This window comes from Chloracidobacterium sp., assembly GCA_015075585.1.
Lineage (GTDB): Bacteria > Acidobacteriota > Blastocatellia > Pyrinomonadales > Pyrinomonadaceae > OLB17.
This window is the reverse complement of the sequence record JABTUB010000001.1, coordinates 626,456-652,251: the sequence shown is the minus strand read 5'-3', so window position 1 is coordinate 652,251 and position 25,796 is coordinate 626,456. Positions and strand designations below refer to the sequence as shown.

Genomic DNA, 25,796 nt, shown 5'->3' with positions numbered 1-25,796 from the left:
AATATTTGATATTACGCGAAGTCGCCCCGTTTTGATGCACGGATCGCGAGCTGCAAGATGATCGAACTAAAAAATGTTACAAAAGCCGTACGATCCGGTTCAGAAGAATTGACCATCCTCGATAATGTATCCTTGACGGTTCCGGATGGCCAATTCGTCGCAATAACAGGCGCGTCAGGCAGCGGCAAATCGACGCTCCTCGGCCTTATTGCGGGTCTGGATGCTCCGTCAAACGGAACGATCATCGTTGACGGCAGCGAAATAACATCGCTTGGCGAGGACGGCCTCGCCGACATCCGCAGCCGTACGATCGGCTTTATCTTTCAGTCATTTCATCTTATCCCGAGCCTCACCGCTTATGAGAATGTGCTCATTCCGATGGAGATCGCCGGAAATGTTAACGCAGCCGAGCGCGGGCGCATGTTGCTGGCGAGCGTCGGGCTTGACGATCGCGGCCATCATTATCCGCACCAGCTTTCGGGCGGCGAGCAGCAGCGCGTCGCGATCGCGCGTGCGTTCGCGAACAGTCCGAAGATACTGCTGGCCGATGAACCCACCGGCAACCTCGACTCGAAGAACGGCCGCCATATTTTCGACCTGATGCAGCGGCTGCATGCCGAGAACAGGGTAACTCTTGTCCTTGTAACACACGACGCCGCTCTTGCCGGCCAAGCCCAGAGACAGGTCGTGCTGGATGCAGGCAAAGTACTGTCTGACGAGAACGTGGCGAAAGATACGCATTCCGAACGATGAGGTTTGTCCTAAATCTGACCCGACGCGAGATCCGCTCGTCATGGCGGCGGCTATTGTTCTTTTTCCTCTGCATCGCCCTTGGCGTCGGTTCGGTGGTTGCTCTTCGCTCGCTGATCCGGAATCTGACAATGGCCGTCGGCACTGACGCCCGTGCTCTGATGACCGCCGATATCGAGCTATCGACAACGAACGACTTCACGCCCGACGAAATGGCAAAGATCGAACGTGCCGACGCCGCTTCGGGTATCGTCCTCCGCACGAATGAGGCGATCACCGCTGCCGTGATGGCTCGTCCGGTCGATGCCGGGAATTCTCGGATCAAGTTTGTCGAGGTCAAAGGTATCGAACCGCCGTTCCCGCTGGTCGGCGAGTTCAAATTGTCAGACGGTACACCATTTGACCGGAATCTTCTCGGGTCGGGCGGAGCCGTTGCAGCTCGTGTCCTTCTGGATGATCTTGGCGTCAAGGTCGGCGACAAGATACGGATCGGCGAGGCGGATTTCGAGATACGCGCGACCATCGACGAGGAGCCCGGCGGAACAAGCGGTTTTAGACTCGGGCCGCGTGTCTTTATCGAAAAAAAGGCGTTCGATCAGGCCGGTATCCGACGCAATAACGGTCGTGTGCGCCGTCGCCTGCTTATCGAAACATCACAGAATCCGACACCGCTTGTGAGCGAACTGCGCTCTGTACTGAAAGGCACGACCATTCAGGTCAATTCATACCGCGAACAGCAGGAGAACCTGAGCGATCAATTCGTGCGTACTGAGAATTATCTGGCCCTCACAGGCCTTTTGATCCTTGTGCTTGGCGGTATCGGCGTATTCAATGTGGCCCGCGCCTTTATCGAGCAGCGCCGCAGATCGATCGCGGTGCTTAAGTGCCTCGGTGCCTCGGGTTCACGCATCCTCACTGTTTATCTGCTGCAAACGGCCGCACTCGGAATAATCGGCAGCCTGATCGGAGTTGTATTCGCACAGGCTGCGCTGTGGTTCGTTCAGTGGGAATTTGCAGATGCCTTGCCGGCAAAAATGACCTACGGTGTCGGCTTGCGGACAGTGCTTTCAGGCATCGCCCTCGGCACATTCGTCTCGCTTCTTTTTAGCGCATTGCCGCTATTGCAGATCAGGGGAATAAAGCCTAGGCTTCTTCTTCGCGACGATAACAACGCCGAGCTGTCGCGGCTCGATCCGTTGAAGTGGCTCATCGGGCTTGTTTCGACAGCCCTTCTGCTGGCCGTTGCGGTGTGGCAAGCCGGGTCGTTAAGGGTCGGGGTGGTCTTTCTCTCAGGGCTTGCGGTTGCGGTCATCATGCTCGTCGGCCTATCGGCAATTTTGACCGCGAGCTTGCGGCAAATTCGATCGATCGGCCCATTCTTTCTACGGCAGGGCTTCAATTCGCTATATCGGCCGGGTAATCAGACCCGTGTTATTCTCCTTGCCATAGGTCTTGGAGCCTTCGTCGTCTTGGGAGTCCGTTCGATCGAGACCAACATGATCCGCGAGTTCGATTTTACGAATAATCAACACTTGCCGAGTCTGTTCGTCGCTGACATCCAAAAAAGCCAGATCGCGGGGCTTACTGCGATACTCGCGGAACGTACAGCAGAGCAGCCCGAGATCGTGCCGACCGTCAGAGCCCGCATCGCCTTTGTGAACGGCCGTCCGTTCGACTTTCAAGAAAGGACGGTAAGACAGCAGCAAGGCCAGATCGGTCGTGAATTTGCAGTGACCTATCGAACCGACCTTGATGAGAATGAGCGCATTTTATCGGGTACCTGGTGGACCGATGACGACGAGCCGCAGGTCTCGGTCGAGGCCGAAATGGCAAAAAGGCTTAACGTCGAGCCAGGCGATTCGATCACTTTTGAGATATCAGGCCGGACGATAACAGCCCGAGTGGCCAACATCCGTGACATCGACCTTCGAAAGACACGCACGGCATTCATTTTCGTTTTCAAACCGGGCACACTCGATAAGGCGCCGCAAAGCTTTGCGGCAACCCTTCTGCATCACATGCCGGCGACCGACCGTCAGCGGCTCCAACGAGAATTGCTCACAAAATTTCCGAATGTTCAGATCTTCGATGTCGATGACATCCTCACAGCAGTAAAACGGCTCATCACGAACTTCGTCATTGCGGTCTCATTTGTCGGCAGCTTTGTGATGCTCTCGGGCATTCTGATCCTTATCGGCTCAGTTGCGCTCACAAGATCGCAGCGAATCTATGAGAGCGCCGTTCTGAAAACGCTGGGCGCTCGTGTCGGCACGCTCGCACTGATCCAAGCGGCAGAATACGGCATTCTCGGATTGCTTTCGGGAGTTCTCGGCGCGGCATTCGCGGCAATCCTGTCTTTTGCGGCATGCCGCTTCCTTATGGATATTAAATGGGAATTCGATTGGCTCGGAACATCGCTCGGTATTGCGATAACCACACTTCTCGTCGTGGCGGTTGGAGTGGCCTCAAGCTTCGATGTAATGCTGAAAAAGCCTCTTGCTACGCTGCGTTCGCAATGACCAAATAGGTCAGACTCGTTCTTCGAGTACCGCGCGCATCGAGACCTGGCCGAATAGTGTTTCGAGATACGCGCCAAAACGATGTACCAGCGGAACAAGATCGGTGCGCTCGCCCACGATTGAAACTTCCTCGACAAACCGCTCGAACGTCTCGATATCCTTATAAAAAAGGAAACGTACAGTATTTGCCATGAATGCAGAAAGGGCCGTATTCATACGCTCGATATTGCGCGGTTCCGGCTCAGTCTCAACGGCACGGACCAGTTTGGAGATCATTTGAAGCTCTTCGCGAAGAAGTATTGATTGATTTAGTTTAAGCTCAAAATTCGGGAACAGAGCGAACGGATCTGTCGCGGGATCGACGATCTTTGCGAACTGCATAAGTATCTGCTGCAGACTCTCGCTCAACAAGGCATATGATGTTTCGGTACGGGCGTAGATCCGTGTAGCGGGGCGTATAGCCGTGTATCCCGCAAGTTCGTGCTGGATCACCTTTTTCAGCTCGAGCGAGGCCATATATGACGCGCTGTCGAGCACTGAAGCAAAGTCGTCCTCGCCCTTAGTTTGTGCGTGCTGCCTGTCGAGTTCGGCGATCAGCCGCCTCATCTGCTCGGACACCGCCAAAAAGATAACTATCGCGACTTTCATCGGCTCATCGCGCTCGAGCAGTTCGCCGATGATGTCGAGCGTCCTAAGGAGCCTGCCGAAGCGCGGAAGCAGCACATCAAGCCGTACATGCGGCACAGTATTCGTGTTCAAAAGTTCCCGCAGCTTTTCAGGCAGGAATTCGCTGCCGACCAAATCTGCGTACGCACGAAGATCCTGAGCGCCGCGGCTGGCATACAGGATGGTCAAAGCATTTTGCGCCCAACCGTTCCATTCGCTGACGCTTATCGGCCCGGAGCCGATCAGAGCATCCGCAGAGATGATCAGCGGCCGCAATTCCACGGTCAGCTTTCGTATGCTGTTGACAGAAGGAAAACGGAGTTCTGAAACTCCTCGGGCGGCACAGGCGAACTCGAAACATAAATAAGAGCAACGCCTAAGTGCCGAGCGCGCAACGCGAAGCTCGCGATCGAACGATGCTCGTTCCGACTCATTCTCCATGCGGGAAGGCTCAACGGACTGTTCGAGGAACACAACAGTGCCGGACAGCCAAGCCGCGAGATCGAAAGCACGCTTCGCCGGTGAGACACCCGGCTCCTTCGGCGCCTGCGGCTCCGCTTCGACAACTCCCGTCTGCTGCAATGGCAATGTGCCCGCGCTCGTCTCGCTCTTTTCCGCAATAATGGTCAAAATAGAATTCCCTCGTTCTCGTGATCTGGGGAGGCAAAAGGAAGGTAGGCGGCACATCATGCGCCATATCATTTATACCGTTTTCGGCATACATTTGGCAATAGGTTTCTGCGATCATGTTCAAGAGATTACTGTTGGCGACCGGCAATAAAGGAAAACTTACCGAGCTTCGGCAATTCTTCGGCACGGAGATCGAGATCATCGGCCTCGATACATTCCCGACCATCATTGAAGTTGAAGAGACATCGGACACATTCCAAGGGAACGCACGGCTAAAGGCCGTGGGCTATGCCCGCCAAACCGGAGAACTAACGCTTGCAGATGATTCCGGACTTTCTGTGAAGGCTCTCGGCGGCCGCCCCGGTGTTATGAGTGCGCGCTACGGCGGCGATATCACATTTGCCGAACGTATGAGCCTGCTTCTTGACGAGCTTGGTACCGACGCGGCAGACCGATCCGCACAGTTCGAATGTGCGATGTGCGTTGCCGCTCCTGACGGTTCGATCATGGCCGAAGAAACCGGAATTTGCTCAGGAACGATCGCACCGAAACCGGTCGGAATTTACGGATTCGGTTACGATCCTGTCTTCATACCGACAGGCTTCAAGGACACGTTCGGCGTGCTGGACGAGGATGTGAAGCAGAAGATAAGCCATCGTGCGGATGCTTTTTTGAAAATACTCCCTAAAATACGCAGTTTTTGTTCATAATTGACTTGACGTGCGTCGATTTGAATCTTAAAATTCGACACTTGGAATCGTTATTTGTTGAAAATTTCGGGGCGTAGCACAGCCTGGTAGTGCGCACGGTTTGGGACCGTGAGGCCGCAAGTTCGAATCTTGCCGCCCCGACCACCGTGCTGTGTGAACTTCTCGTCTTTGAAAACTGAATGCAAGTTTTGCATACAGCCGATTCACTATTTTATTCAGATCACCCAATCGGAGGTTAGTTAACTAATATGGCTCGTATGACTCAGACCGAGATCATCAGTAATTTGGCAGACTCGTGCGGCTGCAAGAAGACGGACGTTAAGGCAATGTTCGAAGCTCTCGCGGCACTCGCGGCTCGTGAGGTCAAGAAGAACGGCGAATTCACCATTCCCGGCTTTGGAAAGCTCAAGAAGACCCATCGCAAGGCCCGTGAGGGACGCAACCCGGCGACAGGCGAAACCATCAAGATCGCGGCTAAGACGACCGTCAAGTTCACGGTCGGTAAGGCAATGAAAGACGCGGTAAGCTAATACTACATATTGTAGGTTAGATCAGGTCAGACCGGCAGGGCTTGTTGACGGCCCTCCGGTCTTTCGTTTTCCCGTGCCGAAAAAAATCTCACCTTTTTCGAAAAAAAGTATTGTAAATCGAACTTCGCTTTGTTATCATCAAGGCATAGGTTGAACGTGTCGGTTGACCGGTGTTTTTTGCGTCCTTGCGCATAGAACGGTTCAACTTATTTAATGTCGAGGCTGTTATTTTTTCTTTGGCCTTGACCGTGATCGGAGGCAGTTCGCCGATCACAAAAGGCCTGCCGATAATTGCGGCCGGCTTATATCAATCAATCAGGAGAATACGAAGTGGCAGCAGCTAGACCGATGACATTGCAAGACAGGATCTTGCAGATCGACCACATTCAAGCACGCCGTTTTTCGAAGTTGACGGGCGATACATTACAGATCGCGACAGAGGGCATCATTCGGCATTTACGGGCATGCGTCCGTATGGACGTGAATCCGGATGCGTCAGCAGTCCGCGAGATCATAGACGACGCCATCAACGGCCGCAGGGTTTTTGCGGAGACTTCCAACGATCTCTTGGCAGCTTAGTCTTAGTTTTTTTTATAGAAGTACTTGCTTGGGCGGTTTTTTAATCCGCCCTTTTTTTTATCTGAGGTCGAGCTTGTAGAGCGTGTATCGCCCAAAGGTCTCACCTGCATCACGGTCATACCACTTGTCGATATTTTCCAGATCCTGCATCGAATTCACTTCGGTGATCGCGTATGTCAGCGGCAACGCGTTGTGCGGGTCGAAGCTGGCGATATATTTCGCATAAAGTCCTGCCTCGGCATCGATCTCGCCGTAGGTCAGCGGTTTATACTCAGAATTCAGGCGGTCTGTATGCCTGCCCCAGCCGAAGAGAGCGATCACCGATACGAGATCGGTGCCATTCTTCATTCCGTGCGCAAGGCTCTCAGGGCGAACGCCAAGATAATACAAGTACTGATAGTAGCGCTCTTTATTCTCCTGCCATGTAACGCCGGCGAATACGTGCTGATGCCTTGCCCAAAGGACTGGCTGCGGTGCCAGTGTCGGCAGATCGTCAGCCTCAGCCATCCCGAAGTGCATAACGACATCGCGATGCCAGTCCGCACCTTTTGACAATTCATTGAGTCTTGCGGCGACCGGAAAGGCTTCGTCCCGGTCGACATTAACATCGTCCAGGATCTTTACCGTGTAATGGCATTCTACAAAACCCCACGCGATGGCCGCCAACGCTGCGGCCGCCGCCAAGGCCCTTCGCACGGCGACGATTCGCGACGCTGCGGTATTCCAAATTAGCCCGACCATCATTACCAGCGACAAGCCCGCGACGTAGTTGCCGATAAAGACCTGATAATGGATCGGCTGAAGCTGAAGCCCCGTAAGTATTTGCTGATTGAAGACGATAAGCGGCGTGAGTGCAAGCGAAAGCGTAAACAACGTCAGCCTTTCGCGCAGCGGAACGATACGGAGCACACCGGCCGAAAGCGTGACGATAACCACGAAGATCCCGATAAACTCCGGCACTCGCATAAGGTCGGGCGAGTGTGTTCGCACCAGCATCTGCACATCGTCCATCGTGTGCGAGCGTTTTGATAAAAGATATGCGTACGGAACGAGTACCATTATGCAGCCGGCACCGAGGATCAAGAGCCGCTTTAACGCCGAAACCCAACCTTCAGGCCTTAGACCAAGCCACAGAAGCCCGGCAATGCCGAGCCAAGCAACCGCCGCTGTCCACACATAGAAGTACGAAAACGCAAAGTATGCAAAACAGGCGAGAGCAACAACGATCCGCGGAAGGTGTTTATTCTGATCTCTGAGCATCTGCCAAATGACAGCGACGAACATAAAGAACGCCGGAAATGCCATCGCGGGAATGTATCTTCGAAAGCCCGGAAAATATGGATATGCGTAACTCGTCCGGAGTATCTCACCGATAGCTCCTTCGCCGGCAAATATCGCCCCGCCCGCGAGCACCACCAAAGTGCCGGCCATCGCGAACAGGTCATCCTCGGCCGTCATTCTCAGCAGCCAAAATATTGCGAGTGCGGTCAGAAATGCAGCCACCGCTCCGCTGATCGTCATCGCCCACGGTGCACCGATGCCAAGCAGCCTTGCGGGCAATGCAATGCTGTAAGGAGCGGCAAATTGGATCGAAAAGAGGCTTTCGGGCTGCGGCGACTCGGGTGAATCATCCTTTCCGGTGTACGGGTCATTCTTACGCGGCCGGCCGTCGATCAACGCCCTTACATACGATGCGTAGGCAACTTCATCAATGTCGTTGTAGGCATAGTTGCCATTCCACTCGCTGCCCCGGAGATAGAACATCTTCATCTGCGGATATAACGAAAACACAGCCAGAAAAAGAGCGGCGATCAGGCCGTAACGCCAACGTATCTTCATAAGGAACAAAGACCAATATTTTCGCATCGTTCACTGATGCGGACAAATGAGGGATAGGAACACATAATGCGAAACGCAGCGTACCGTCTCACGACGAAGTTCCACGCCTGTTTCGTTTTGAAAGGTCCGCGCTCAGCTCTTCTTCACAAATGACGGCACCTTCATCGACCACCATCACTTTGACCGCACCGAGCCGCCTGTGCGGAATTAACGTCCATACCCTTCGAAGGCCCTGTATCTGCTTTTCCGCAGAGATCGTCGCCAAGCGCCCAAGGATGATCTCGTTCACCTGCCGATCTGCCGCGGTCCGCGCAACGCCGTGAAAAATATCGAGTGCCGGGACGATCAAAAGATCGGCGTGTTCGCCAAATCTTTCCGCGTGCGCGACGACCTTTGTAAAAAGCTTCTGCTCGGTGTTGGTGAACAGATGAGCGTTTTGCACATCGGCATAGCCTGAGAACGGGCCGCGAAAGTGCTTTATATTCAATATGATCAGCGCGTTTCGGCTTTCTTGGGCTCGCTCAAGGGCTATGTCCAGATTCGATAACAGCTTCGACGTGCGTACCGGACACAGGATGCCGCCGGTCGCTATCTGCACCGCATCATTTGATATTTTCTCCAGATTTTCGACCCCAAATTGGTCCACTTCGGTCGCGAGGCCGCCGCTCGCCAGAACGATATGAATGACAGCATAACGGCCGTAACCGCGACAACCTTGACCGTCTGCTTGCCTTTGCTGCTGCTTTTCATAATGCGGCATCCTGCAAAAAGCGATCAGCCGAAGATCCATGCCCAGAACATTGCAAGTGCCGCAAACCCCATAACGCCCGCGGCAAGTACGCCGAAGATATTCAGGAATTTTCCGTTGACCTCACCGCCCATGATCTTTTTATTATTGCAAATGAACAAGATTATGATGATGAGCGGCGGAGCCAGGACACCGTTTAGAACCGCCGACCAGAAGAGCATCTTTATCGCATCGAGTCCCGCATAATTCAGGCACATACCTATCGTCATCGAAAGTGTGATGACAAAATAGAACTTCTTGGCATTGTGCGGCTTTTCATCCATACCGCCGCGCCACGCTCCCGATTCGGCTATGGCGTATGCCGCAGAGCCGGCAAGTACCGGAACACCCAACAGGCCTGTACCGATCAGCCCGAGAGCGAACAGCCAATACGCGCCGTCACCCGCGAGAGGCCGTAACGCTTCCGCCGCCTGCCGAGCCGTCTGGATATCATGCTGGCCGTTGAGGAAGAGCGTTGCTCCCGTGGTCAGGATTATAAAATACGCGACAAAACTCGATATACTCATGCCGATCACAGTATCGTCACGCGCATCATCAAGTTCTTCTTTTGTCGCCCCGACGCGATGGCCGACAGCGATACGGCCTTCTTTCTTTTTCTCTTCTATCTCTTCGGAGGCCTGCCAGAAGAAAAGATACGGCGATATAGTCGTCCCGAAAACCCCGACAAAGGTCATAAGATAATCGCCCGTAAAAGATAAACGCGGCACTACGGTCGCTCTGAGAACATCGCTCCAATCGGGACGGGCGAGAAAGGCGGCGATAACGTATGCAAAAAGCACGAGCGTCAGCCATTTGAAGGTCTTTGCGATCGCAGCGTATGAGAATTTGAACAGCATCACCAAGATAAGCAAGGTGAAGAGCGGGATGAACCAGAATGCGCCGATGCCGGTTACTAACTCGGCAACTCCGGCCATTCCGCCCAGATCAGCGGCAATGTTGATAGTATTGGCGACGAGGACGATCGAACACGCGAACAGAAGAAGTTTACGCGAATAATATCTGCGAAGTATGCCGCCAAGCCCGCGGCCCGTAACGAGGCCTATTCGCGCGCACATTAACTGGACAGCGACCATCAGCGGCACACTGATGACCATTGTCCAAAGAAATCCGAAGCCGTAAGCCGCCCCTGCGGTTGAATATGTGGAAATTCCCGACGGATCGTCGTCAGCGGCGCCAGTGATCAAGCCGGGGCCGAGCTTTTCGATCCGGTGCTTGCGGCCATCGTCCTTCTTGTCATTCGCATCATTCATATCTGCCAACGTCCGGAACCTGCATAGCTAGATACTAATACTTTGAGCACGAAAATACCGCGCTGAAGCTCGGCTTCGACGCACTCGGCACACACGGCCGCTGCTAAGGAAACTTACAAGACGGTCTATAATCGAAGTTAAGCTATGAAGGAACTATCAGACAAAGAACGGCAGAACGAGCTGGCGAAACGGTTTCATGCTCTGCATCACACGGGCGAAATGCTGATCCTCGCGAATGCATGGGACTGTCTTTCCGCAAAAATGATCGAGCATTGCGGCTTTCCCGCTGTTGCAACGACAAGCTCAGGAATGTCGTGGACGCTGGGCTACAAAGACGGTGAGCACATTCCGCCGCAATTGATGGTCGAAGCGGTCGGGCGTATCGCACAAAGCGTGAGTGTGCCTGTTACCGCCGACATCGAGGGCGGATATTATCGGGACGACTTGGATAAATTCTCACAGTTCATCAGCAGTGTGATCGACGCCGGTGTCATCGGCATCAATATCGAGGATGGCCATGCTCACAGTGAAAGGCTTGATGACATCGAGAGCCAAGCCAAAGAGATCGCGGCCGCAAAGGAGGTCGGCGAGCGAAAAGGCATCGATCTCTTCGTCAACGCCAGAACTGACGCGATGCTTCTGCCGCTCGAACCGAACGCAAAGATCGAAGCGTGTATCGAGCGGGCAAAGGCATTCCAAAAGGCCGGCGCCGACTGTATTTTCATTCCCTTTATCAGAGATATGGATACGATCGCGGGGCTGAAATCAGGTATTGAGCTGCCGCTCAATATCCTTATGACAAATACACTCGATGTTGAGGCCCTCAGAAGCCTGAAGGTCGAACGCGTCAGCGTCGGAGCAAGGCCGGCGATGGCCGCAATGCACCTGCTCAAGGAGATAGCTGCCGATCTTCGCTCAACGAGCGATTGGCATAAACTATTCATAAACGACCCAAGCTACGAAGAGCTTAATGAATGGTTCATTTGAGGGCTGCCGTCAGCTCAGATCGCAGGTCAGCCTGCTGAATATCTCTGCTTTCTCGGCGTCAGTGGTAATGCGGTCGAGTTCGGGGTAAAGGAAGTTCGTTTCGCGGATGTCGTGATGGTCGTTCAGCTTCTTGAAGAACGCCTCGCGGCCGAACAGCCAGATGATCCTGCTGTCGGGATCGTCTTCATCCTTGAGCTTTGCGACCTCTTGTTTGAATAGCGTCAGGTGTTCCCGAAGCTTATCGTGATCGTCAAGGAAGGACTTTACCGAGCCGCTCCGTTGTATCTCTCCGCGCTCAGAGTATATGGGCAGCATCAATGTTTCCTCGTCGGCCATGTGAGCGAGGATCTGCTGCTCGTATTCGCACAAGGCGTCAAGTGCCGCATCAAATTCAAAATGCAGCAACAGTTTCTGATGCTTTAGCAGGGCCTCTTCCAACCGCTTATGGATCTCTAACAGATCAGAGAACATCCTCATACAAGAATTTTAATCGATAGCAGCGGCGGTTTTGAAATTCGCATCTTTCAAATTAACCTGTTTGATATGACCTTGAGCGAACAGATCATTGCAGACCTGACCGAGGCAATGAAGGCAAAGGATGCCGACCGCGTTGGAACGCTTCGGCTGGTGAAAGCAGCGCTGACCAATCGAAAGATCGACAAAGGTGCTGACCTTGATGAAGGTGAGATCATCAAGACGTTGCAGACGCTCGTAAAACAACGGCGCGATTCGATCGATCAGTATCGTAATGCCGGGCGGGACGAGCTTGCGGCAAAGGAGCAAAATGAGATCGACATCATCTCGGTCTATCTTCCGCAAGCGGCGACTGACGAAGAGATCGCGGCCGCGGTCGATGCTGCGATCCGAGAGACCGGAGCCTCCACGATGAAGGATATGGGACTCGTGATGAAGGCTGTTCTTGCACGACTCGCCGACAAGAGTCCTGACGGAAAAGCAGTGAGCGAGGCCGTAAAAGGAAAACTTTCGTAGCGCTTAATCTTCATCGGCAAGCCGATGATAATCGCCTTTGAAGTAAACGAGCGGTGCTTCGTCGTGAACGACGGCATCCTCGACCAGACCGACCATTATTGAATGGTCGCCGCCTTCATAGGTCGAATGAAGCACACACTCGAGTGAAACGAGCGAGCCGACGACGACCGGAAGCCCCTTCTCCGTGTCCGCCGTTTCCAGCCCGACGAATTTGTCACCAGACGGCAGAGCGAGTTGTTCCGAAACATTGCGCTGGCCATGGCCGAGAATATTCACCACGAACGCACCGCGTTCAACAAACACGTTGTGGCTCGGTGCAAGCTTATTGATACACACCAAGATCAGCGGCGGTTCGACCGATAACGAGCAGAATGCACTGACCGTCATCCCGAAGCGTTCGCCTGCGACACTTCGTGTCGTAACGACCGTAACGCCGCTTGCAAAGCGGCTTAACGCCGCTCGAAAATGCTCATTCGATATCATTTATTCGCTGCCCGCGCAGAGAAACCTGATGCCGGCATTTTCATTTTGCCGTTATGAGAGCATCTTCTCAAGGCCGCCGCTTAAAAGTTCTGGTTCGGTTCGAAGGTATAAAGTATCGCCGCAAGGTCGCCGCGAACGCCGACATCGTCAACGCCGCGCACTTCTTCATCATTCGAGGTGGCGAGAAGGGTCAATTCAAATCCGTTGCGGACGCCGATGCGAGCCGCCGGGATGAAGATACGCCTTCCCCACAGCAGCAGACGTTCACCGGACGGCGAAGTGCCGCTGCTTTGGAATTTCATTTCGTACGCCTGCCAGTCGCCGTTCACTTTGATCTCGCCCGCAGAAAGCATCTGGTAACCCGGCAGAAGCTCTTTCAGAGTGTCATTTGCCTCTTTTACGAGTTGCGGAAACTTCTCCGCGTCAAGCGTATATGTACCCTTTGACGGATAGTAGCTGACCAGCATCTGCTCAAGCAGCTTGCCGTCAGGCGTTGACTTTGAAATATCGAGGAATTGGCCGCGTCCTGTCGAGGTGGCACTCGGCATCGGCCCGTTCGATGTCCAATCGTTCGGATAATAGAGCTTGAAGCCGACAAAATTGCGTATCAGATCACCCTTGAGGTCCTGCTTCCGATTCTCGAAAAAGATCGTATTCGGCGGCTGCGGTATCTTTCGCTCAAGCGGCGGCGCGACCGTCTCTGCGGTCTTGATCGTAGCTACTGCGTTGTTAACGTCGGACGTTTGCTCTGCTACCGGTGCAGGCTCATGCGGGGTCCGATTCAGGAGAACATACCAAGCCCCGGCGATCAAGATAACCAACACTGCGGCGATGATGCCCGCGACCTTCAGCCAGCGTGAATCAGGCTCTGCGGGGAGTTCCGGTGAGCGGCGTGTCCACGCCGGACTATCGTCAACCTCACACGGTTCCTGTGCCTTTCGCACCTCAGGTTCTGAAACAACTGCCTCGACCGCAGGTACCGAACTGCTGGAACGTACTACCGTACGCGGAGCCGCTCTCTGCAGCATCGCTTTTGAGAATGCGTCGCCAAATTCCCTTGCCGACAAATAACGCTCCTTCGGCTCGGCTGCAAATGCTTTTGCAAAGACGTCGTCAACGGCCGGGGCAGAGTCGCCGCGAACCTTTGAGATCGGTAAGAACGTTCCGCTCTTTTGAGCCGATCGCACATCGTCTATCGTCGCTCCCGCAAACGGCAGGCTTCCCGTAAGCATCTCGTATGCCGTAACCGCAAGCGAATACGCATCGCTCGAGACGCTCGGGATCTTGCCCGCGAGGACCTCGGGCGAAAGATATCGAAAGTTCGCGCTGTTCGGCTGTGTTCCCGCTACACCGAAATTGGTTACTTTCACCGTCTCGCCTTCATCTTCATTTGGGATAATGACAATGTTGGCGCCGCGAATATCGCGGTGAAGCACGCCTTCACGCTGTACGTCACTGATCGCGTAGGCGGCGGTCTTGATGACACGCGCCGCGCGCACCGCAGCAAAGCGGCCGTGTATTTGCAAAAGGTCATCAACACTCAGTCCGTCGATGCACTCACTGATCACATACTCGATACCGTTCGGGTACGACCCCGAATCAAATATTCGGGCCACATTCGGATGATCGAGATGCGACATCGTTACGCGTTCCTCTGCGTACACACTTCGCGTAACCTCGTCTTCGTCATCAAAGCCGGCCAAGATCCGCACGATCACCCGCTGATGCCCGCCCGAGTGATCTTCGGCAAGATATGCGAAACCCGAATCGTCCTCACCGAGCATCTCCGTTATCTGATAACGGCCCTTTACGGTCTTGCCAATAAAGCCATCGGGATCATCCGGATCGAATTCATTGACGCTCACGGCCTCGTCGCTCTGCGTGCGAATATCGATGCAGCCGGCCGAGATATCACTCGCCTGCACACAGTGATCGGTCGGTTGCGACGTCGTTTCGGGAGCAAAGAATCCTTTGCCCAGATCAGGTTCGACATGATCGCCGAAGAACATCTCTTCCATTTTGCGATCACGCTCAGCTTCATTCAACACAGCTTCCATATCGTGTTTTCGAGCAGTGACCTGAGGCAGGACGCCGGAAAAGACACCTGAAGAGAGGCGCGCCGACAGAGCATCCGGCACGAGCCGCGTTCCATCGGTATCACAGAATCGCTGGCCTCCGTCAGGATATTTTTGGCCGCATTTTGGGCAAAGCATTAGATCGTCCACAACTTACGAGACGCGTGAAGGTACACGCATTTTGCTTACAGATAGGTTCAATCAGACCCGAATTTCAATAAATGGGAATGACTATTTTAAACGGGCCAGCTTCGCGGCAATGGTCTCACGCTGCGGGTCAAGTTCAGCCGCACGTTTATAGGCGGTTCGTGCGCCATCCGTATTGTTGTTCTTTGCAAAGGCGTCGCCGAGCGACTCGAATTGTGACGCCAGATATCTCTTGTCGAATTGGCCGCCGGGCACTTTTACCTGCATCAGCGTACTCTTGGCGGATGCAAGCCTTCCCTGCCGTATGTACAGGTTCGAGAGCAGGCCGTACGGCAATACCGCATCAGGCGTGATGCCGATCGCAGCTAAGAGATTCCGCTGAGCCGACGCATCATCGCCGAGGACTGTCTGCACACGCCCCAACATGGCAAGCGCCGTCGGGTTTCGCGGATCTGTCTGAACTGCCGAAAGGAGCAGCGGCAATGCTTCTTTGAATCGCGATTCCGACTGCAGCGTTTCAGCGACATGAAACTTTGCACCGATCGCCGTTGCCTTTTCGATGGCCGAGGCATACGCCCGGGCCGACGCTTCACGCTTGCCTTGCTTAGAAAGGAGGCGGCCCAGATGCGCATAGCCTTGTGCAAGATCATTATCCGCTGCTATGGCTTTGCGATATGCCGCTTCGGTCTCGGGGCCTATGTCTCCTCGAAGTTCAAGAACGGTGCCCAAGAGGTCATTCGCGATCGCATTATTCGGCGCGATCGTCAGAGCGCGCCTTGCCAGCACTTCCGCCTCGTCGTAACGTTCTGAGATATTCGCCGCCATCACGGGCCGCGTTAAAATAAAACTGAGGCCGAGAATAAGATCCAAGCGGTTCTTATCGATCGCAAGAGCCGACCGATATGCCTTTTCCGCGTCTTCCCAACGCTGCTGTTCGGCGAAAACGGTACCAAGGTCCGTATAAGCCTCGGTTTTGCGCGGTGCAAGCTTTACCGCCCGCGAAAATGCCGCCTCGGCTGCCGGATAGTTTCGCAATGCCTGTGCGTCACGGCCTTCGTCGATCAGCCGTTCATATTCCTCCGAATTTACGGTCGAGGCAGGTGCGGTAACGACCGGCGGCGTCTTGCCGCTGTTTCGAGTATCCGACGCAGTAACGACTTGCGTCTTTACAGCGGGCGTTCGCGGTCGCGGCATAGCCGCAGCTTTTTTTGCGGCCGGAGCATTTCGCGGAGCCGCCTTTTTTGCTGCAGATGGGCGTTTTGTCGTCTTAGCAGCGGGCTTCGTTGTCTTTTCACTTGAAGTTTTATTGCCGCCGAAAAGCTTATTGCTGCTGCCTAGCCCTTGCCCCGAGGCCGAGCCGGCGAGAAGCAGACCGCATAAGATCAAAACGAATTGTGGAAGGAGATTTCTATTCATAACAGAGGCTACTTAGCGTCAGCGGACGGCCTTACCAGCCGGAAGCCAAGATTCTTTTCCATTCTGTCAGCGGCAACATCAAGGCGGAACGCTGACGTGATCTTGAGCTTTACAGGGTCTTCATTTGCAGAACCGCCGCGGATCATCATTCTTTTTTCGGCAGTCTTCTTTATATCAAGTTCGCTTCCGGGATATGCGGCAGGCTCGGAACTCGTCCATTCCCAGACGTTGCCGATAAGATCGACGACGCCCCAATCATTCTTACCTGACGGCTTTGAGTCAACAGCAGAAGGCTCTGCATTTTTGACATTCATCACCGCCTTATTCGGGTCGAACGTATTGCCCCACGGGAAAAGGTCGTCTTTCGCGCCGTTTCGCGCGGCATATTCCCACTCTTCCTCGGTCGGCAGGCGGTATGTAACGCCGTCTCGATCCGAACGCCACGCAGCGAATGCGACCGCGTCATTGTAAGAAACGTATGCGACCGGCATATTTTCGGTGCCGGCAACGGGTCGATTATTTGACCAGTTCTTCGGGGCGATATGCTGCGTCTCCTCGACAAAGTCCAAATATTCCGCGTTGGTCACTTCCGTCTTGTCCATAAAGAACGTTGGCACGGTTACAGCATGTTCGGGCCTTTGGTTCACTTCACCTTCGTTATTGCCCATTCTGAACGTTCCGCCCGGGATCTCGATCATCTCGGCCTTTATCACCGGAGCGGCCGAAGGGGTCGGTTCCGGACTCGGCGAAGCCGTATTTGCGACGTTTGCCGTTTGCCGCCCGCCGAAAAGGCCGAGCATATAGGCAGCCCCAACACCGGCGATCCCAACGACAAAAAGGATGAATATGCCTGCGATTCCCAAAATGACAGGCGACAGCGCAGATCTCTTTTTTTGCGGTTCAGTCTGCGGGCCTTGCTCCGGTTGTGTAACCGGCGGTATCGATGTCGTAGGTGCATATCCCGGCATCGAAGCGGCCGCGCTGTCCTGTACGATCGTCTGTGCCTGAAATACAGAAGGCGGAACGGATTGGATAAGGGTCTCCATATCCGGCCGCGGTACGGCTCCCGGCACAGCCTCGGAGCCGGTGTCTAGTTCCGCTACAACATTTATCGGAGAGCCGTCGCAAACGACGTCCGCAAGCCAGTCTCTATAACCCTTGTGGCTTACACGCAGATGATGATTGCCGCTCTGTATGCCTTCAAGGAGCAATTTGCCGTCATCCGCCGACGATCCGAACGGCACATTATCAACAAAGACATCTGAACGGGGCGGCCGCGTGGTAATGTTTACGCTCGAAACGGGCAATGCGTATCCGCCAACTGACTGCGGCAGGATCGCCGCCCGAAGCTCGGCTATCATCGCCTCGACCGTCGGGGTGCGCTTTTCTGGATCTTTTTCGAGAGTATGCCGCAGTGCCGCTTCGATCTCAGGTGCGACGCTAATGCCGTATTCTGCAAGCCTGGGCGGCGGATCCGACACATGCTTTTTCATTATCGCCGGAATTGACGATCCCTTGAATGGCACATCACCCGCAAGCATCTGATACAACATCACACCCAAGCTGTAGATATCAGCACGCGTGTCCGGATCTTCGTCCGCCCACTGTTCGGGAGCCATATAGTACGGCGAACCCATCAGTCCGGTGGTCTTTGCCTGAATGAACGAGCCGAGCAGCTCACCGGACTTGATCTTTGCAAGGCCGAAGTCAAGTATCTTGACACTCTGCGAAAGGTCAGAACGCCCCGTAATTATCATTACGTTGAGCGGTTTGAGATCGCGATGGACGATCCCTTGATGGTGCGCGGCCGCAACACCCGCACCTATCGCCGAGATCAGCTCAAGTGCTCGGACCGGAGCCAGGCGGCCTTCGCGTGTCAGCAGGTCGTGAAGCGATTCGCCCTCGACATATTCCATCACAAGGAACGGCACTGTTCCGTTGATGACGCCGTAATCGGACACGCCGACGACGTTCTGATGTTTGATCGCCGCGGCCGCGAGGGCCTCTTGCCGAAAGCGTGTTACAAGCTGCGGATCATTGCCGACGAGGTCGGGCAGAATGATCTTGATCGCGTGAAGCGTCTTTAGATAGGCGTGCCGGGCCTTATAAACGACGCCCATTCCGCCTTGGCCCAGCCGCAGTTCGAGGTGGTATTTACCTTCTAGGACAGGTTCGCCGTCGATAGTGTGCGAGGTGGCCGTACCGTCATTCGGGCAAGAAAGAACGGTATCGGAAAAGCAGCTTCTACAGACCTGACACTCTCTCATCTTTTGCCAAAAACCTTCAAGAGCAGCAGTTTTCCCACAGTGTGCCGGCTACTGCCTGAAAAGTATCAGCATAACACGATACGCGCTTATTCGTAAGCGTTTTCGTCGGGGTAAATGCGGATACGCCTGCGCCGTGTTCGGGTACCCTTTACCGCTGCTCATAACGGCGCCAGCAATGGAAATGATCTGAAGGCCCGCGGCAGCTCTGCTGACCACATACCGCAGCGATGGAACAGCTACTCGAGTTCACTTTCGTCTATATCGAAGTTCGCCCATACCTTCTGGACGTCATCGTTATCGTCGAGCGCGTCGTAGAGTTTCATCATGGTCTTGGCATCTTGGCCCTCGAGTTTGATGTAGTTTTGCGGTATTTGTGAGATCTCGGCGGCTTGCGGTTCGATGCCCGCTCCTTTCAACGCGTCGTGAACCGCATCAAAATTCTCAATAGCGGTAAATATCTCGAACACCTCGCCGTCATCCTGCATATCGTCGGCACCGGCTCCGACGGCGATCTCGAACAACTCTTCCTCGCTCTTTGCCGCCTTATCGACAACAATGTAGCCCTTGCGGTCGAACATCCATCCGACCGAACCGCTCTCGCCCATATTACCGCCGTTCTTTGAGAAAATATGCCGGATCTCGGCCACGGTGCGATTGCGGTTGTCCGTCATTGCCTCGACCATGACGGCAACGCCGCCCGGGCCGTAACCCTCATAGACAACCTCATCGTACTGTGCTCCTTCGAGTTCGCCTGTACCGCGTTTTATGGCGCGATCGATAGTGTCGTTCGGCATATTCTGGCCCTTAGCGTCAGAAACGGCCTTGCGAAGCCTCGCATTCGAATCGACATCGCCGCTTCCGCCCGTGCGTGCCGCGACGGTGATCTCTTTGATCAGCTTTGTGAAGATCTTCCCGCGTTTTGCATCGAGAGCTCCTTTCTTATGCTTGATAGTGTGCCACTTACTGTGTCCTGACATAGAGTAAAAACCTTAAGCGAAAATTTTGAATTGACAAATATATCACGCCGCACTTTCTGCCTGCAAAATCGCCGCGATCTTGGCAGCGGCAGCACCATTTATCTGAACCCGCTTGAGCTTTGACGTTTGCCCGCCGATGATCTCAACAGCCGATCGCGGCACACCGAAAGCCTTTGCGAGAGCTGAGGTTACTTCGCGGTTCGCCGCACCGTCAACCGGCGGAGCCGCGATCCGCAGCTTGAGCGTTCCGTTATGTTCGCCGACGATCTTTGTAACGGAAGCACGCGGAACAACGGTAACGCTGAAGGTGACCGAGCGGTCGTTTTCACTGTATTCGATCAATTGCGTACAAAAACATTAAGCACCAGCGACTGCAGAAAGCTGATAACGATCAGCACGATCATCGCCGATATGTCGAACATCCCGATCGGCGGTATGAGCCGCTGCACGGGCAATAGTATCGGGTCGGTAACGCGGCGGACAAAGCCCATAAAGGTATTTCGCGTAAAGACGAACCACGACGCGATAAAGCGTATGAAGATAAAGAGTATCAGCAGGCTGAGCACTGCGTAGAGCACAAATCCGATGACGATGCTGACGCTTCCGCGTGCTATGCCGGCAGTCAGGCCGTCGATCACAAACAGCGTATTTCCGACGATCTGGGTAACAAAATAGGTCAGGACAAGCCCGATAAGCGAAGTCAGAAGCGGCGCGAGCCGCGTATCGATGCGATAAACCGCGAAAAGTCGAGCAGCCGGATAAACCCACTTCTCCGTGAGTTTTCGGATCCTGAAACTGAACCTGCCGACCTTGCCGAACGGGTTCGGATCAGCATACGAAAATATAAGCCGCAAAACTAGAAGTGCCGCAAATATGCCGAAGACGGACCACGCGACAAGAAAAATGATCGGATAGACTGTAAGCGAAAGCATTTATGATTCAACGCCAATCAGGCGGTTCATTGGGCGGCACATAGTCGGGGCGTCTTGCGTCAAAATGATTTACCTGGTCGGCAGCACGAGGCGGCTGAAGATACCCTGCCTCGCGGTTAGGCACTTTCCATATCTGAAAATACCAGTAGATCGGCTCCGCCACCATCCCGAAAAAAAAGAACATAAGGATCCATACGATCCGCATATTGCTCTCCAGTTTCTCATTCTTGACCGCATGAATTATGTAAAAAACGGTGAGTGCAAGGGTCAGGACAACCGTGACCAGATGTACGATAATAAAGCTGAAAAAGCCGAAAAAGAACCAACCCGACGGCTCTGAACCTGGTCCATCTATCCCGAAAATTATGCCGAAGAAGAAAAACAGGAACGCAAATATCCAAATGATCGGCCAACCCGTCGCAATGCCGATCAATATCTTCAGCCGTCTGCTCAATTCCATTCCGTCACCTCCGGCCGAAAATTGACGTGCCAACACGCACCATCGTCGCCCCTTCCTCTATTGCGACTTCCAGATCGTGGCTCATACCCATCGAAAGCTCACCTCCGGGCAGCATCTCGTCCCTGATCTCGCGCAGACGCCGGAAATAGGGCCGAGTATCTTCCGCGTCTTCAAAAAATGGAGGCATCAACATAAAACCCTTTAGTAACAAACACTTGCACGTTGCAAGATACTTGGTCAATAGTGAGAGATCAGCCTCTGTTACGCCCGATTTCGCCGCCTCGCCCGCGAGATCGACTTGAACGAGCACGTCGAGCCTGTTGCGGCCCTCTTCAAGACAGATACGCTCAAGCCGCTCGGCCAGTTCGACGGAATCGAGTGAATGGATCACATCGATGAGCTGTACCGCCTTGCGCGCCTTGTTCGACTGCAAATGGCCGATCAGATGCCAACACACGTCACGTCCGATCTCGCCGATCTTCGCCTCTGCCTCCTGAACTCGATTTTCGCCGAAAACATTCAGCCCGGCGGCCATTGCCTCGCGGATCGTCTCGGCCGGGTACGTTTTGCTCACTGCCACGAGTGTGATCTCCCGCGGATCGCGGCCCGACCTTTGTGCCGCCGCCTCGATCCTGCCGCGAACTTCGGCTATTGCCGCTGCAATGTCGAATGTCATCTGTGGAATTCTATCACTTCAACAGGCTTTACGGCTGCCGTTCCGATGGAAATACCGGCCGTGCCGCGTCGGGCTTATCGGGCGAAGTATGCCGATGGACGATCTTCCAATCCTTTCCGATGAGCTTGTAAACAAGTGTCATTCTGCCCGCAGCATTTTCCAGCTTGCCGTTATTCTCCTGCGTCTGCACCCATTTGCAGGTTACGAACGCGCTCGTCTTGCTCAGCATCTGAATATTCAGGCCCGTGATATCGAGTGTAACGTTCGACAGCTTTGCATAGACCTCGCGCGTAACAGTGTTGATATCGTCCCAGCCTTTCGTCGCAGTTCCGTTATTGTTGAAAATAAGAAGGTTCGGGCTTTTCTCATAGGAGCTCATCACCTTCTCAGCGTCGGCCTGCTTGATGCCCTCGACAAGGCGGTCAAAGGCGTTGCGAACTCCTTTCGTCGGGTCTGCCTTTGATGCTGCGGCACCCTTTTGAGCTAATGAAGCCGTCGAAGCGAAAACGATACAAAAGACGATCGTAATTATCTTTTTCATAGCGAGTTCAGTTTAGTATCGCTTTGATAGAATGTGCAAGAAGTTTTGCATCACCGGCTGAAAATACACGATTTCGGCGTTAAAATGTCGTAGATTGCACCAAATGCGCCCAAACAGTACGCCGCACCGGTACAAAACAGTGTATCGGCGGCCATTCTGCCGGCGGCATAATTATTGCGTACTTTATGGGATAAAAGGCCCGGACGTAAACATTTAGCGGTCGGGCTTGCGGAAGATCGATCGAACCGGAGGAAGACCATGGACACGAAGCGAGCATTGCCAATTTTGAGTTTGGTGCTCTCGATGATGTGCGGCGGCGCAGTTGCCGCTGCTTCCGCGCAGACAGATATGCCGAACGCATCATCGGGAACGGTATTGGACGCTCAGTATAAACCGGAGGTGACGGCGCGCGTCGCACGGATCAGTTTTATTTCAGGAGATGCACAAGTTCGGCGTTCGGACGGCAGCGATTGGGAGACGGCAACGCTTAACCTTCCGCTGGTCGAGGGAGATGAGCTTACGACGTCGCCGGGCACACGCGTCGAGATACAATTCGACAAGAACACCTTCGCGCGGCTTGCCGAGAACGCCTACATCAAGCTCACAACGCTCAAGGACGAAGGCATTGTCGTAAGCCTGCCGTCGGGGACGATGCTTGTAACTGTCGATAAATTCGACAAGGACCGATCTTTCTTTGAGATCGATGCACCGACGACCACGGTTGCGTTGCAAAGGTCCGGTATGTACCGCGTTGACGCAGGCCAGCAAGGCGACGATCAGATCAGCGTTTCGGTATTCGACAAGGGCGAGGCACGAATCTATTCGGATACAGGCGGCTTCACACTGAAGGACGGCCGCATGGCGATGGTCTATATCGCAGGGCCGAACGCGGGCGAATGGGCGACCGGCAACGCATCAAAGAATGCAGATGACCTCGATACATGGGCATCGAGCCGCGATGATGCCAATTCACGTCAACTCAAGGCTGCGTATTACAACAGATATTACGACGATCATATTTACGGTGCTGATGATCTCGACGCATACGGCCAATGGATAGACACTGCTCAGTACGGATATGTGTGGCAGCCTTACAGCTCGTCGCTCAGCACTTATGCGAATTGGACGCCGTACCGCTACGGAACTTGGCGTTGGCTGCCGCCTTACGGCTGGACGTGGGTCAATGATGAGCCGTGGGGCTGGGCAACCTATCACTACGGCCGCTGGTTCTACTGGAACGGTTCATGGAACTGGTCGCCGTACGGCTCGTACCGATACAGCCGAAGCTGGTGGTCGCCGGCTCTCGTGGTCTTTACGACATACGCCGGCAACTACTGCTGGTATCCGCTGCCGTATAACTACGCGTACTACAACTTCAATTACTACTATTTCAACACTTATCACAGCGGCGGCCATCATGGCACCCAACCGACGCCGGCGGCGACGCCCGATCCTTTCGGTACAAAAGGGCCGCGCCAGCCGCCGATAGCGCAAGTGCCGCCGATCGCCGTGATCACCGTTCCGCCGGATAAGTTCGGTGCAAAGCAGAACAGTGCGGCAACGGCGAACAATACCATCGCGCAGGCTGTGCTCAAGCGTATGCCGCGAGCGAGTGAATCCGCGCCGGTCTTGCCTGATGTTACACGCGACAGAGCGGTCTTGAACCGGAGCGTTCGTGTAAAGAACCCGCCGCTTGCCGTAAAGGCTGACGAGATAAGGACCGGTGCGACATCCCGCACGCCGGGAGCATCGCTTGATGAGCAGTTGAGAACGACACGTATGATGGGCGGGCGGGCGCCGGCGGCAACAGGAGGCACTCTACCGTCCGCGACGACGCGAAATACGGGTGCGGTCGTGCGTGAGCCGGTGCGTACGACGCCGATACGACAGCCGCAAATGACGCAGCGTGAGCCGGTTAGAACGACGCCGACATACACGCCGCCGAGCAATACACAGCGCGAGCCTGTAAGAACGAAGACGCCGTACATACCGCCGCCGAACACCCAGCGCGAGCCGGTGCGAACGACGCCGACATATACGCCGCCGCGCAATACGCAGCGTGAACCTGTCAGGCAAACCCCAACCTATTCGCCGCCGGCTCAACGTGAGCCTGTGAGGCAAGCGCCGATACGGGCGGCTCCGAAAGAGGAGTCAAGGCCGGCTCCTTTGAACAGCGAGCGAACGCGGAAAAAGGGCGACTAAATGTTGCCGATCAAAAGTGATGAAGAGGCTGTCTGCAAAGGCGGCCTCTTTTAGTTCTGCAAGAAGACCGTGCGGTCGATCGCCGCAGGGTCGCCTACCACGACAAAGCGCAAGTTCTTCATATACTTGAGGGCCGCCGCCTTTACTTCCTGCGGAGTTACCGCCCTGATCTTTCTCAGGAACACTTCCGAGCGGCGCCAGCCGCCGCCGATAAGTTCGTATTGGGCGAGTTCGCCCGCTATCGAGGCATTTGTCTCGTGATCGATGTAATAGCGTGTGAGAAAGTACGATGAAATGCCGCCGAAGTCATCTTCGTTCACGTTCTCCGTCTTCAGCCGCTGGATCTCATCCAGCATTACCGAGACAGCTTGGTTCGCATCAACTGCGGTCACGTAAATATTCGCGGAATTCGCGGCCAGCGTGTACATATCGGCGTTCGGTGCGTATGAGAGGTTCCGCTCGACGCGCACCGCTTGATAAACGCGGCTTTGAAGGATCGTAACGGCGACGCGCATCGCGTAATAATCAGGGTCGGCGAGTGACGGTGCTGCGAACGAGCCTCGGATGTAGTTGGTCGAGATCGCTCTGCGTTCGATATCGAGCGATGGTTTTGCAAAGCTGAGCGGCGGAACCGCAGGTTTGCGGTAATCGCCGCGTGGCAGGCTGCCGAAAGCAGTCTCGACAAGCTTTCGGACCTGTGCCTCGTCAACATCGCCTACGACAACAAGCAGTAAGTGTGATGTCTGCATCAGCGAATTATGAAATGCCTTGAGGTCGGCGGCCGTGATCGCGTTTATTGATTCGATAGTGCCTGACGGCCGCACAGAATACGGATGGCCTACGAACAAACCCTTCGCCTCAAGTTCCGAAAGAGCACCATCGGGGCTTGCACCGCGGTCGCGAAGCCCTGCGATCGTTGCGGCCTTTATGCGTGCGAGGTCGGCATCATTGAACGACGGATTTCGTGCTACGTCTGCAAAGAGATCCCACGACGGCACAAAGTTCTCCGACGTACTTATCATCGCCAAGGTGCCGTAATCGTAGCCTGCGGAGCCGTCGATCGAAGTGCCGGTGCGTGCAAGTTCGCGTTGAAGCACCTCACGCGGGAACGACCTGCTTGCCTCGGCTGCCGTGTTCCACATAAGGCCTTCGATGCCCGCGTTCTTTGCGGTCTCGTCCGTAACGCCGCCGCGCGTGAAAAGCCCTACGGCGACCGTCGCTGCGGTTGTCCGACGTTTGAAGATGACCTTCAATCCGTTGACGTCGAATTCGGTCGTATCGGAGCTTCCGGTTTGGGCAAAGGACGGGCCGCTTACGGCCAGCAGCGTCAAAAAGAGCAGTGTCGAGATGAGTAGCTTCATA

The 25,796-nt window shown here is 54.5% G+C and carries 24 protein-coding genes and 1 tRNA gene; 9 read left to right on the top strand and 16 right to left on the bottom strand.

Going from position 1 to position 25,796, the window contains the following annotated elements; genetic code table 11:
• Window positions 1-57 precede the first annotated feature (57 nt).
• The gene (locus HS105_02945) at window positions 58-753 is read left to right on the top strand and encodes an ABC transporter ATP-binding protein (protein MBE7515557.1); all 696 of its coding nucleotides are present in this window, start codon (window positions 58-60) and stop codon (window positions 751-753) included.
• Window positions 750-3,269 (top strand): ABC transporter permease, encoded by a 2,520-nt coding sequence (locus HS105_02940; protein ID MBE7515556.1) that lies wholly within the window; start codon window positions 750-752, stop codon window positions 3,267-3,269. The genes HS105_02945 and HS105_02940 overlap by 4 nt, the downstream gene beginning before the upstream one ends.
• Window positions 3,270-3,278: 9 nt before the next feature.
• On the opposite strand, the gene HS105_02935 is transcribed toward HS105_02940, so the two are convergent.
• Window positions 3,279-4,565 (bottom strand): hypothetical protein, encoded by a 1,287-nt coding sequence (locus HS105_02935; protein MBE7515555.1) that lies wholly within the window; start codon window positions 4,563-4,565, stop codon window positions 3,279-3,281.
• A 116-nt stretch (window positions 4,566-4,681) separates the two neighbouring features.
• Between HS105_02935 and HS105_02930 the strand changes: the two genes are divergently transcribed.
• The 4 genes from HS105_02930 to HS105_02915 all read left to right on the top strand — a co-directional run bounded on the left by HS105_02930 (window position 4,682) and on the right by HS105_02915 (window position 6,384).
• Window positions 4,682-5,275, top strand: a complete 594-nt coding sequence (locus HS105_02930; protein ID MBE7515554.1) for a non-canonical purine NTP pyrophosphatase — start codon at window positions 4,682-4,684, stop codon at window positions 5,273-5,275.
• A 67-nt stretch (window positions 5,276-5,342) separates the two neighbouring features.
• Window positions 5,343-5,419: transfer RNA gene (locus HS105_02925), tRNA-Pro, on the top strand.
• A gap of 104 nt (window positions 5,420-5,523) precedes the next feature.
• Window positions 5,524-5,805 (top strand): HU family DNA-binding protein, encoded by a 282-nt coding sequence (locus HS105_02920; GenBank protein ID MBE7515553.1) that lies wholly within the window; start codon window positions 5,524-5,526, stop codon window positions 5,803-5,805.
• A 348-nt stretch (window positions 5,806-6,153) separates the two neighbouring features.
• Window positions 6,154-6,384 (top strand): hypothetical protein, encoded by a 231-nt coding sequence (locus tag HS105_02915; protein MBE7515552.1) that lies wholly within the window; start codon window positions 6,154-6,156, stop codon window positions 6,382-6,384.
• 57 nt (window positions 6,385-6,441) lie between these two features.
• On the opposite strand, the gene HS105_02910 is transcribed toward HS105_02915, so the two are convergent.
• The 3 genes from HS105_02910 to HS105_02900 all read right to left on the bottom strand — a co-directional run bounded on the left by HS105_02910 (window position 6,442) and on the right by HS105_02900 (window position 10,281).
• A complete protein-coding gene (locus HS105_02910; protein MBE7515551.1) occupies window positions 6,442-8,223 on the bottom strand; it encodes a hypothetical protein in 1,782 nt (593 codons plus the stop codon).
• 88 nt (window positions 8,224-8,311) lie between these two features.
• Window positions 8,312-9,013, bottom strand: coding sequence for a hypothetical protein (locus HS105_02905; GenBank protein ID MBE7515550.1), 702 nt, complete (start codon window positions 9,011-9,013; stop codon window positions 8,312-8,314).
• Entirely contained in the window at window positions 8,998-10,281 is a 1,284-nt protein-coding gene (locus HS105_02900) for an Nramp family divalent metal transporter (protein ID MBE7515549.1), read from the bottom strand. Before HS105_02900 ends, HS105_02905 begins: the two co-directional genes overlap by 16 nt.
• 144 nt (window positions 10,282-10,425) lie before the next feature.
• On the opposite strand from HS105_02900, the gene HS105_02895 reads away from it, so the two are divergent.
• Complete coding sequence (locus tag HS105_02895) at window positions 10,426-11,268, top strand: isocitrate lyase/phosphoenolpyruvate mutase family protein (GenBank protein ID MBE7515548.1); 843 nt, start codon at window positions 10,426-10,428, stop codon at window positions 11,266-11,268.
• Window positions 11,269-11,277: 9 nt separating this feature from the next.
• Here HS105_02895 and HS105_02890 read toward each other — a convergent pair whose 3' ends face one another.
• Window positions 11,278-11,745, bottom strand: a complete 468-nt coding sequence (locus HS105_02890) for a hemerythrin domain-containing protein (protein ID MBE7515547.1) — start codon at window positions 11,743-11,745, stop codon at window positions 11,278-11,280.
• 66 nt (window positions 11,746-11,811) lie between these two features.
• On the opposite strand from HS105_02890, the gene HS105_02885 reads away from it, so the two are divergent.
• A complete protein-coding gene (locus HS105_02885; protein ID MBE7515546.1) occupies window positions 11,812-12,258 on the top strand; it encodes a GatB/YqeY domain-containing protein in 447 nt (148 codons plus the stop codon).
• A 3-nt stretch (window positions 12,259-12,261) separates the two neighbouring features.
• Here the strand turns inward: HS105_02885 and HS105_02880 are convergent, their stop codons facing one another.
• The 10 genes from HS105_02880 to HS105_02835 form a co-directional block, all read right to left on the bottom strand.
• Entirely contained in the window at window positions 12,262-12,741 is a 480-nt protein-coding gene (locus HS105_02880; GenBank protein MBE7515545.1) for a flavin reductase family protein, read from the bottom strand.
• Window positions 12,742-12,821: 80 nt separating this feature from the next.
• Complete coding sequence (locus HS105_02875) at window positions 12,822-14,954, bottom strand: protein kinase (GenBank protein MBE7515544.1); 2,133 nt, start codon at window positions 14,952-14,954, stop codon at window positions 12,822-12,824.
• A gap of 93 nt (window positions 14,955-15,047) precedes the next feature.
• Window positions 15,048-16,379: a tetratricopeptide repeat protein gene (locus tag HS105_02870; protein MBE7515543.1), complete on the bottom strand. Its 1,332-nt coding sequence runs from the start codon at window positions 16,377-16,379 to the stop codon at window positions 15,048-15,050.
• An 8-nt stretch (window positions 16,380-16,387) separates the two neighbouring features.
• Complete coding sequence (locus tag HS105_02865; GenBank protein MBE7515542.1) at window positions 16,388-18,646, bottom strand: SUMF1/EgtB/PvdO family nonheme iron enzyme; 2,259 nt, start codon at window positions 18,644-18,646, stop codon at window positions 16,388-16,390.
• 236 nt (window positions 18,647-18,882) lie between these two features.
• Window positions 18,883-19,623: a YebC/PmpR family DNA-binding transcriptional regulator gene (locus HS105_02860; protein ID MBE7515541.1), complete on the bottom strand. Its 741-nt coding sequence runs from the start codon at window positions 19,621-19,623 to the stop codon at window positions 18,883-18,885.
• Window positions 19,624-19,665: 42 nt separating this feature from the next.
• Window positions 19,666-19,965 carry a DUF167 domain-containing protein gene (locus tag HS105_02855; GenBank protein ID MBE7515540.1) on the bottom strand — a complete coding sequence of 100 codons (300 nt, stop codon included), beginning with the start codon at window positions 19,963-19,965 and terminating at the stop codon, window positions 19,666-19,668.
• A complete protein-coding gene (locus HS105_02850; GenBank protein MBE7515539.1) occupies window positions 19,962-20,555 on the bottom strand; it encodes a YggT family protein in 594 nt (197 codons plus the stop codon). Before HS105_02850 ends, HS105_02855 begins: the two co-directional genes overlap by 4 nt.
• A 7-nt stretch (window positions 20,556-20,562) precedes the next feature.
• Window positions 20,563-21,015, bottom strand: a complete 453-nt coding sequence (locus HS105_02845) for a hypothetical protein (protein MBE7515538.1) — start codon at window positions 21,013-21,015, stop codon at window positions 20,563-20,565.
• A 4-nt stretch (window positions 21,016-21,019) separates the two neighbouring features.
• Window positions 21,020-21,691: a YggS family pyridoxal phosphate-dependent enzyme gene (locus tag HS105_02840; protein ID MBE7515537.1), complete on the bottom strand. Its 672-nt coding sequence runs from the start codon at window positions 21,689-21,691 to the stop codon at window positions 21,020-21,022.
• A gap of 28 nt (window positions 21,692-21,719) precedes the next feature.
• Complete coding sequence (locus tag HS105_02835) at window positions 21,720-22,232, bottom strand: nuclear transport factor 2 family protein (GenBank protein ID MBE7515536.1); 513 nt, start codon at window positions 22,230-22,232, stop codon at window positions 21,720-21,722.
• Window positions 22,233-22,490: 258 nt separating this feature from the next.
• Here HS105_02835 and HS105_02830 point away from each other — a divergent pair, with 258 nt between their 5' ends.
• On the top strand, window positions 22,491-24,434 hold the full coding sequence (locus HS105_02830; protein ID MBE7515535.1) for a FecR domain-containing protein: 1,944 nt from the start codon (window positions 22,491-22,493) through the stop codon (window positions 24,432-24,434).
• A gap of 50 nt (window positions 24,435-24,484) precedes the next feature.
• Here the strand turns inward: HS105_02830 and HS105_02825 are convergent, their stop codons facing one another.
• A complete protein-coding gene (locus HS105_02825) occupies window positions 24,485-25,795 on the bottom strand; it encodes an insulinase family protein (protein ID MBE7515534.1) in 1,311 nt (436 codons plus the stop codon).
• Window position 25,796: the final 1 nt, after the last annotated feature.

What these genes read in the sequence shown, in the direction of transcription:
- HS105_02945 (MBE7515557.1), top strand. Translation starts at nt 58, where the DNA reads ATGATCGAACTAAAAAATGTTACAAAAGCCGTACGATCCGGTTCAGAA.
- HS105_02940 (MBE7515556.1), top strand. Translation starts at nt 750, where the DNA reads ATGAGGTTTGTCCTAAATCTGACCCGACGCGAGATCCGCTCGTCATGG.
- HS105_02930 (MBE7515554.1), top strand. Translation starts at nt 4,682, where the DNA reads ATGTTCAAGAGATTACTGTTGGCGACCGGCAATAAAGGAAAACTTACC.
- HS105_02920 (MBE7515553.1), top strand. Translation starts at nt 5,524, where the DNA reads ATGGCTCGTATGACTCAGACCGAGATCATCAGTAATTTGGCAGACTCG.
- HS105_02915 (MBE7515552.1), top strand. Translation starts at nt 6,154, where the DNA reads ATGACATTGCAAGACAGGATCTTGCAGATCGACCACATTCAAGCACGC.
- HS105_02910 (MBE7515551.1), bottom strand. Translation starts at nt 8,223, where the DNA reads ATGAAGATACGTTGGCGTTACGGCCTGATCGCCGCTCTTTTTCTGGCT.
- HS105_02905 (MBE7515550.1), bottom strand. Translation starts at nt 9,013, where the DNA reads ATGGATCTTCGGCTGATCGCTTTTTGCAGGATGCCGCATTATGAAAAG.
- HS105_02900 (MBE7515549.1), bottom strand. Translation starts at nt 10,281, where the DNA reads ATGAATGATGCGAATGACAAGAAGGACGATGGCCGCAAGCACCGGATC.
- HS105_02895 (MBE7515548.1), top strand. Translation starts at nt 10,426, where the DNA reads ATGAAGGAACTATCAGACAAAGAACGGCAGAACGAGCTGGCGAAACGG.
- HS105_02890 (MBE7515547.1), bottom strand. Translation starts at nt 11,745, where the DNA reads ATGAGGATGTTCTCTGATCTGTTAGAGATCCATAAGCGGTTGGAAGAG.
- HS105_02885 (MBE7515546.1), top strand. Translation starts at nt 11,812, where the DNA reads ATGACCTTGAGCGAACAGATCATTGCAGACCTGACCGAGGCAATGAAG.
- HS105_02880 (MBE7515545.1), bottom strand. Translation starts at nt 12,741, where the DNA reads ATGATATCGAATGAGCATTTTCGAGCGGCGTTAAGCCGCTTTGCAAGC.
- HS105_02875 (MBE7515544.1), bottom strand. Translation starts at nt 14,954, where the DNA reads ATGCTTTGCCCAAAATGCGGCCAAAAATATCCTGACGGAGGCCAGCGA.
- HS105_02870 (MBE7515543.1), bottom strand. Translation starts at nt 16,379, where the DNA reads ATGAATAGAAATCTCCTTCCACAATTCGTTTTGATCTTATGCGGTCTG.
- HS105_02865 (MBE7515542.1), bottom strand. Translation starts at nt 18,646, where the DNA reads ATGAGAGAGTGTCAGGTCTGTAGAAGCTGCTTTTCCGATACCGTTCTT.
- HS105_02860 (MBE7515541.1), bottom strand. Translation starts at nt 19,623, where the DNA reads ATGTCAGGACACAGTAAGTGGCACACTATCAAGCATAAGAAAGGAGCT.
- HS105_02850 (MBE7515539.1), bottom strand. Translation starts at nt 20,555, where the DNA reads ATGCTTTCGCTTACAGTCTATCCGATCATTTTTCTTGTCGCGTGGTCC.
- HS105_02845 (MBE7515538.1), bottom strand. Translation starts at nt 21,015, where the DNA reads ATGGAATTGAGCAGACGGCTGAAGATATTGATCGGCATTGCGACGGGT.
- HS105_02840 (MBE7515537.1), bottom strand. Translation starts at nt 21,691, where the DNA reads ATGACATTCGACATTGCAGCGGCAATAGCCGAAGTTCGCGGCAGGATC.
- HS105_02835 (MBE7515536.1), bottom strand. Translation starts at nt 22,232, where the DNA reads ATGAAAAAGATAATTACGATCGTCTTTTGTATCGTTTTCGCTTCGACG.
- HS105_02830 (MBE7515535.1), top strand. Translation starts at nt 22,491, where the DNA reads ATGGACACGAAGCGAGCATTGCCAATTTTGAGTTTGGTGCTCTCGATG.
- HS105_02825 (MBE7515534.1), bottom strand. Translation starts at nt 25,795, where the DNA reads ATGAAGCTACTCATCTCGACACTGCTCTTTTTGACGCTGCTGGCCGTA.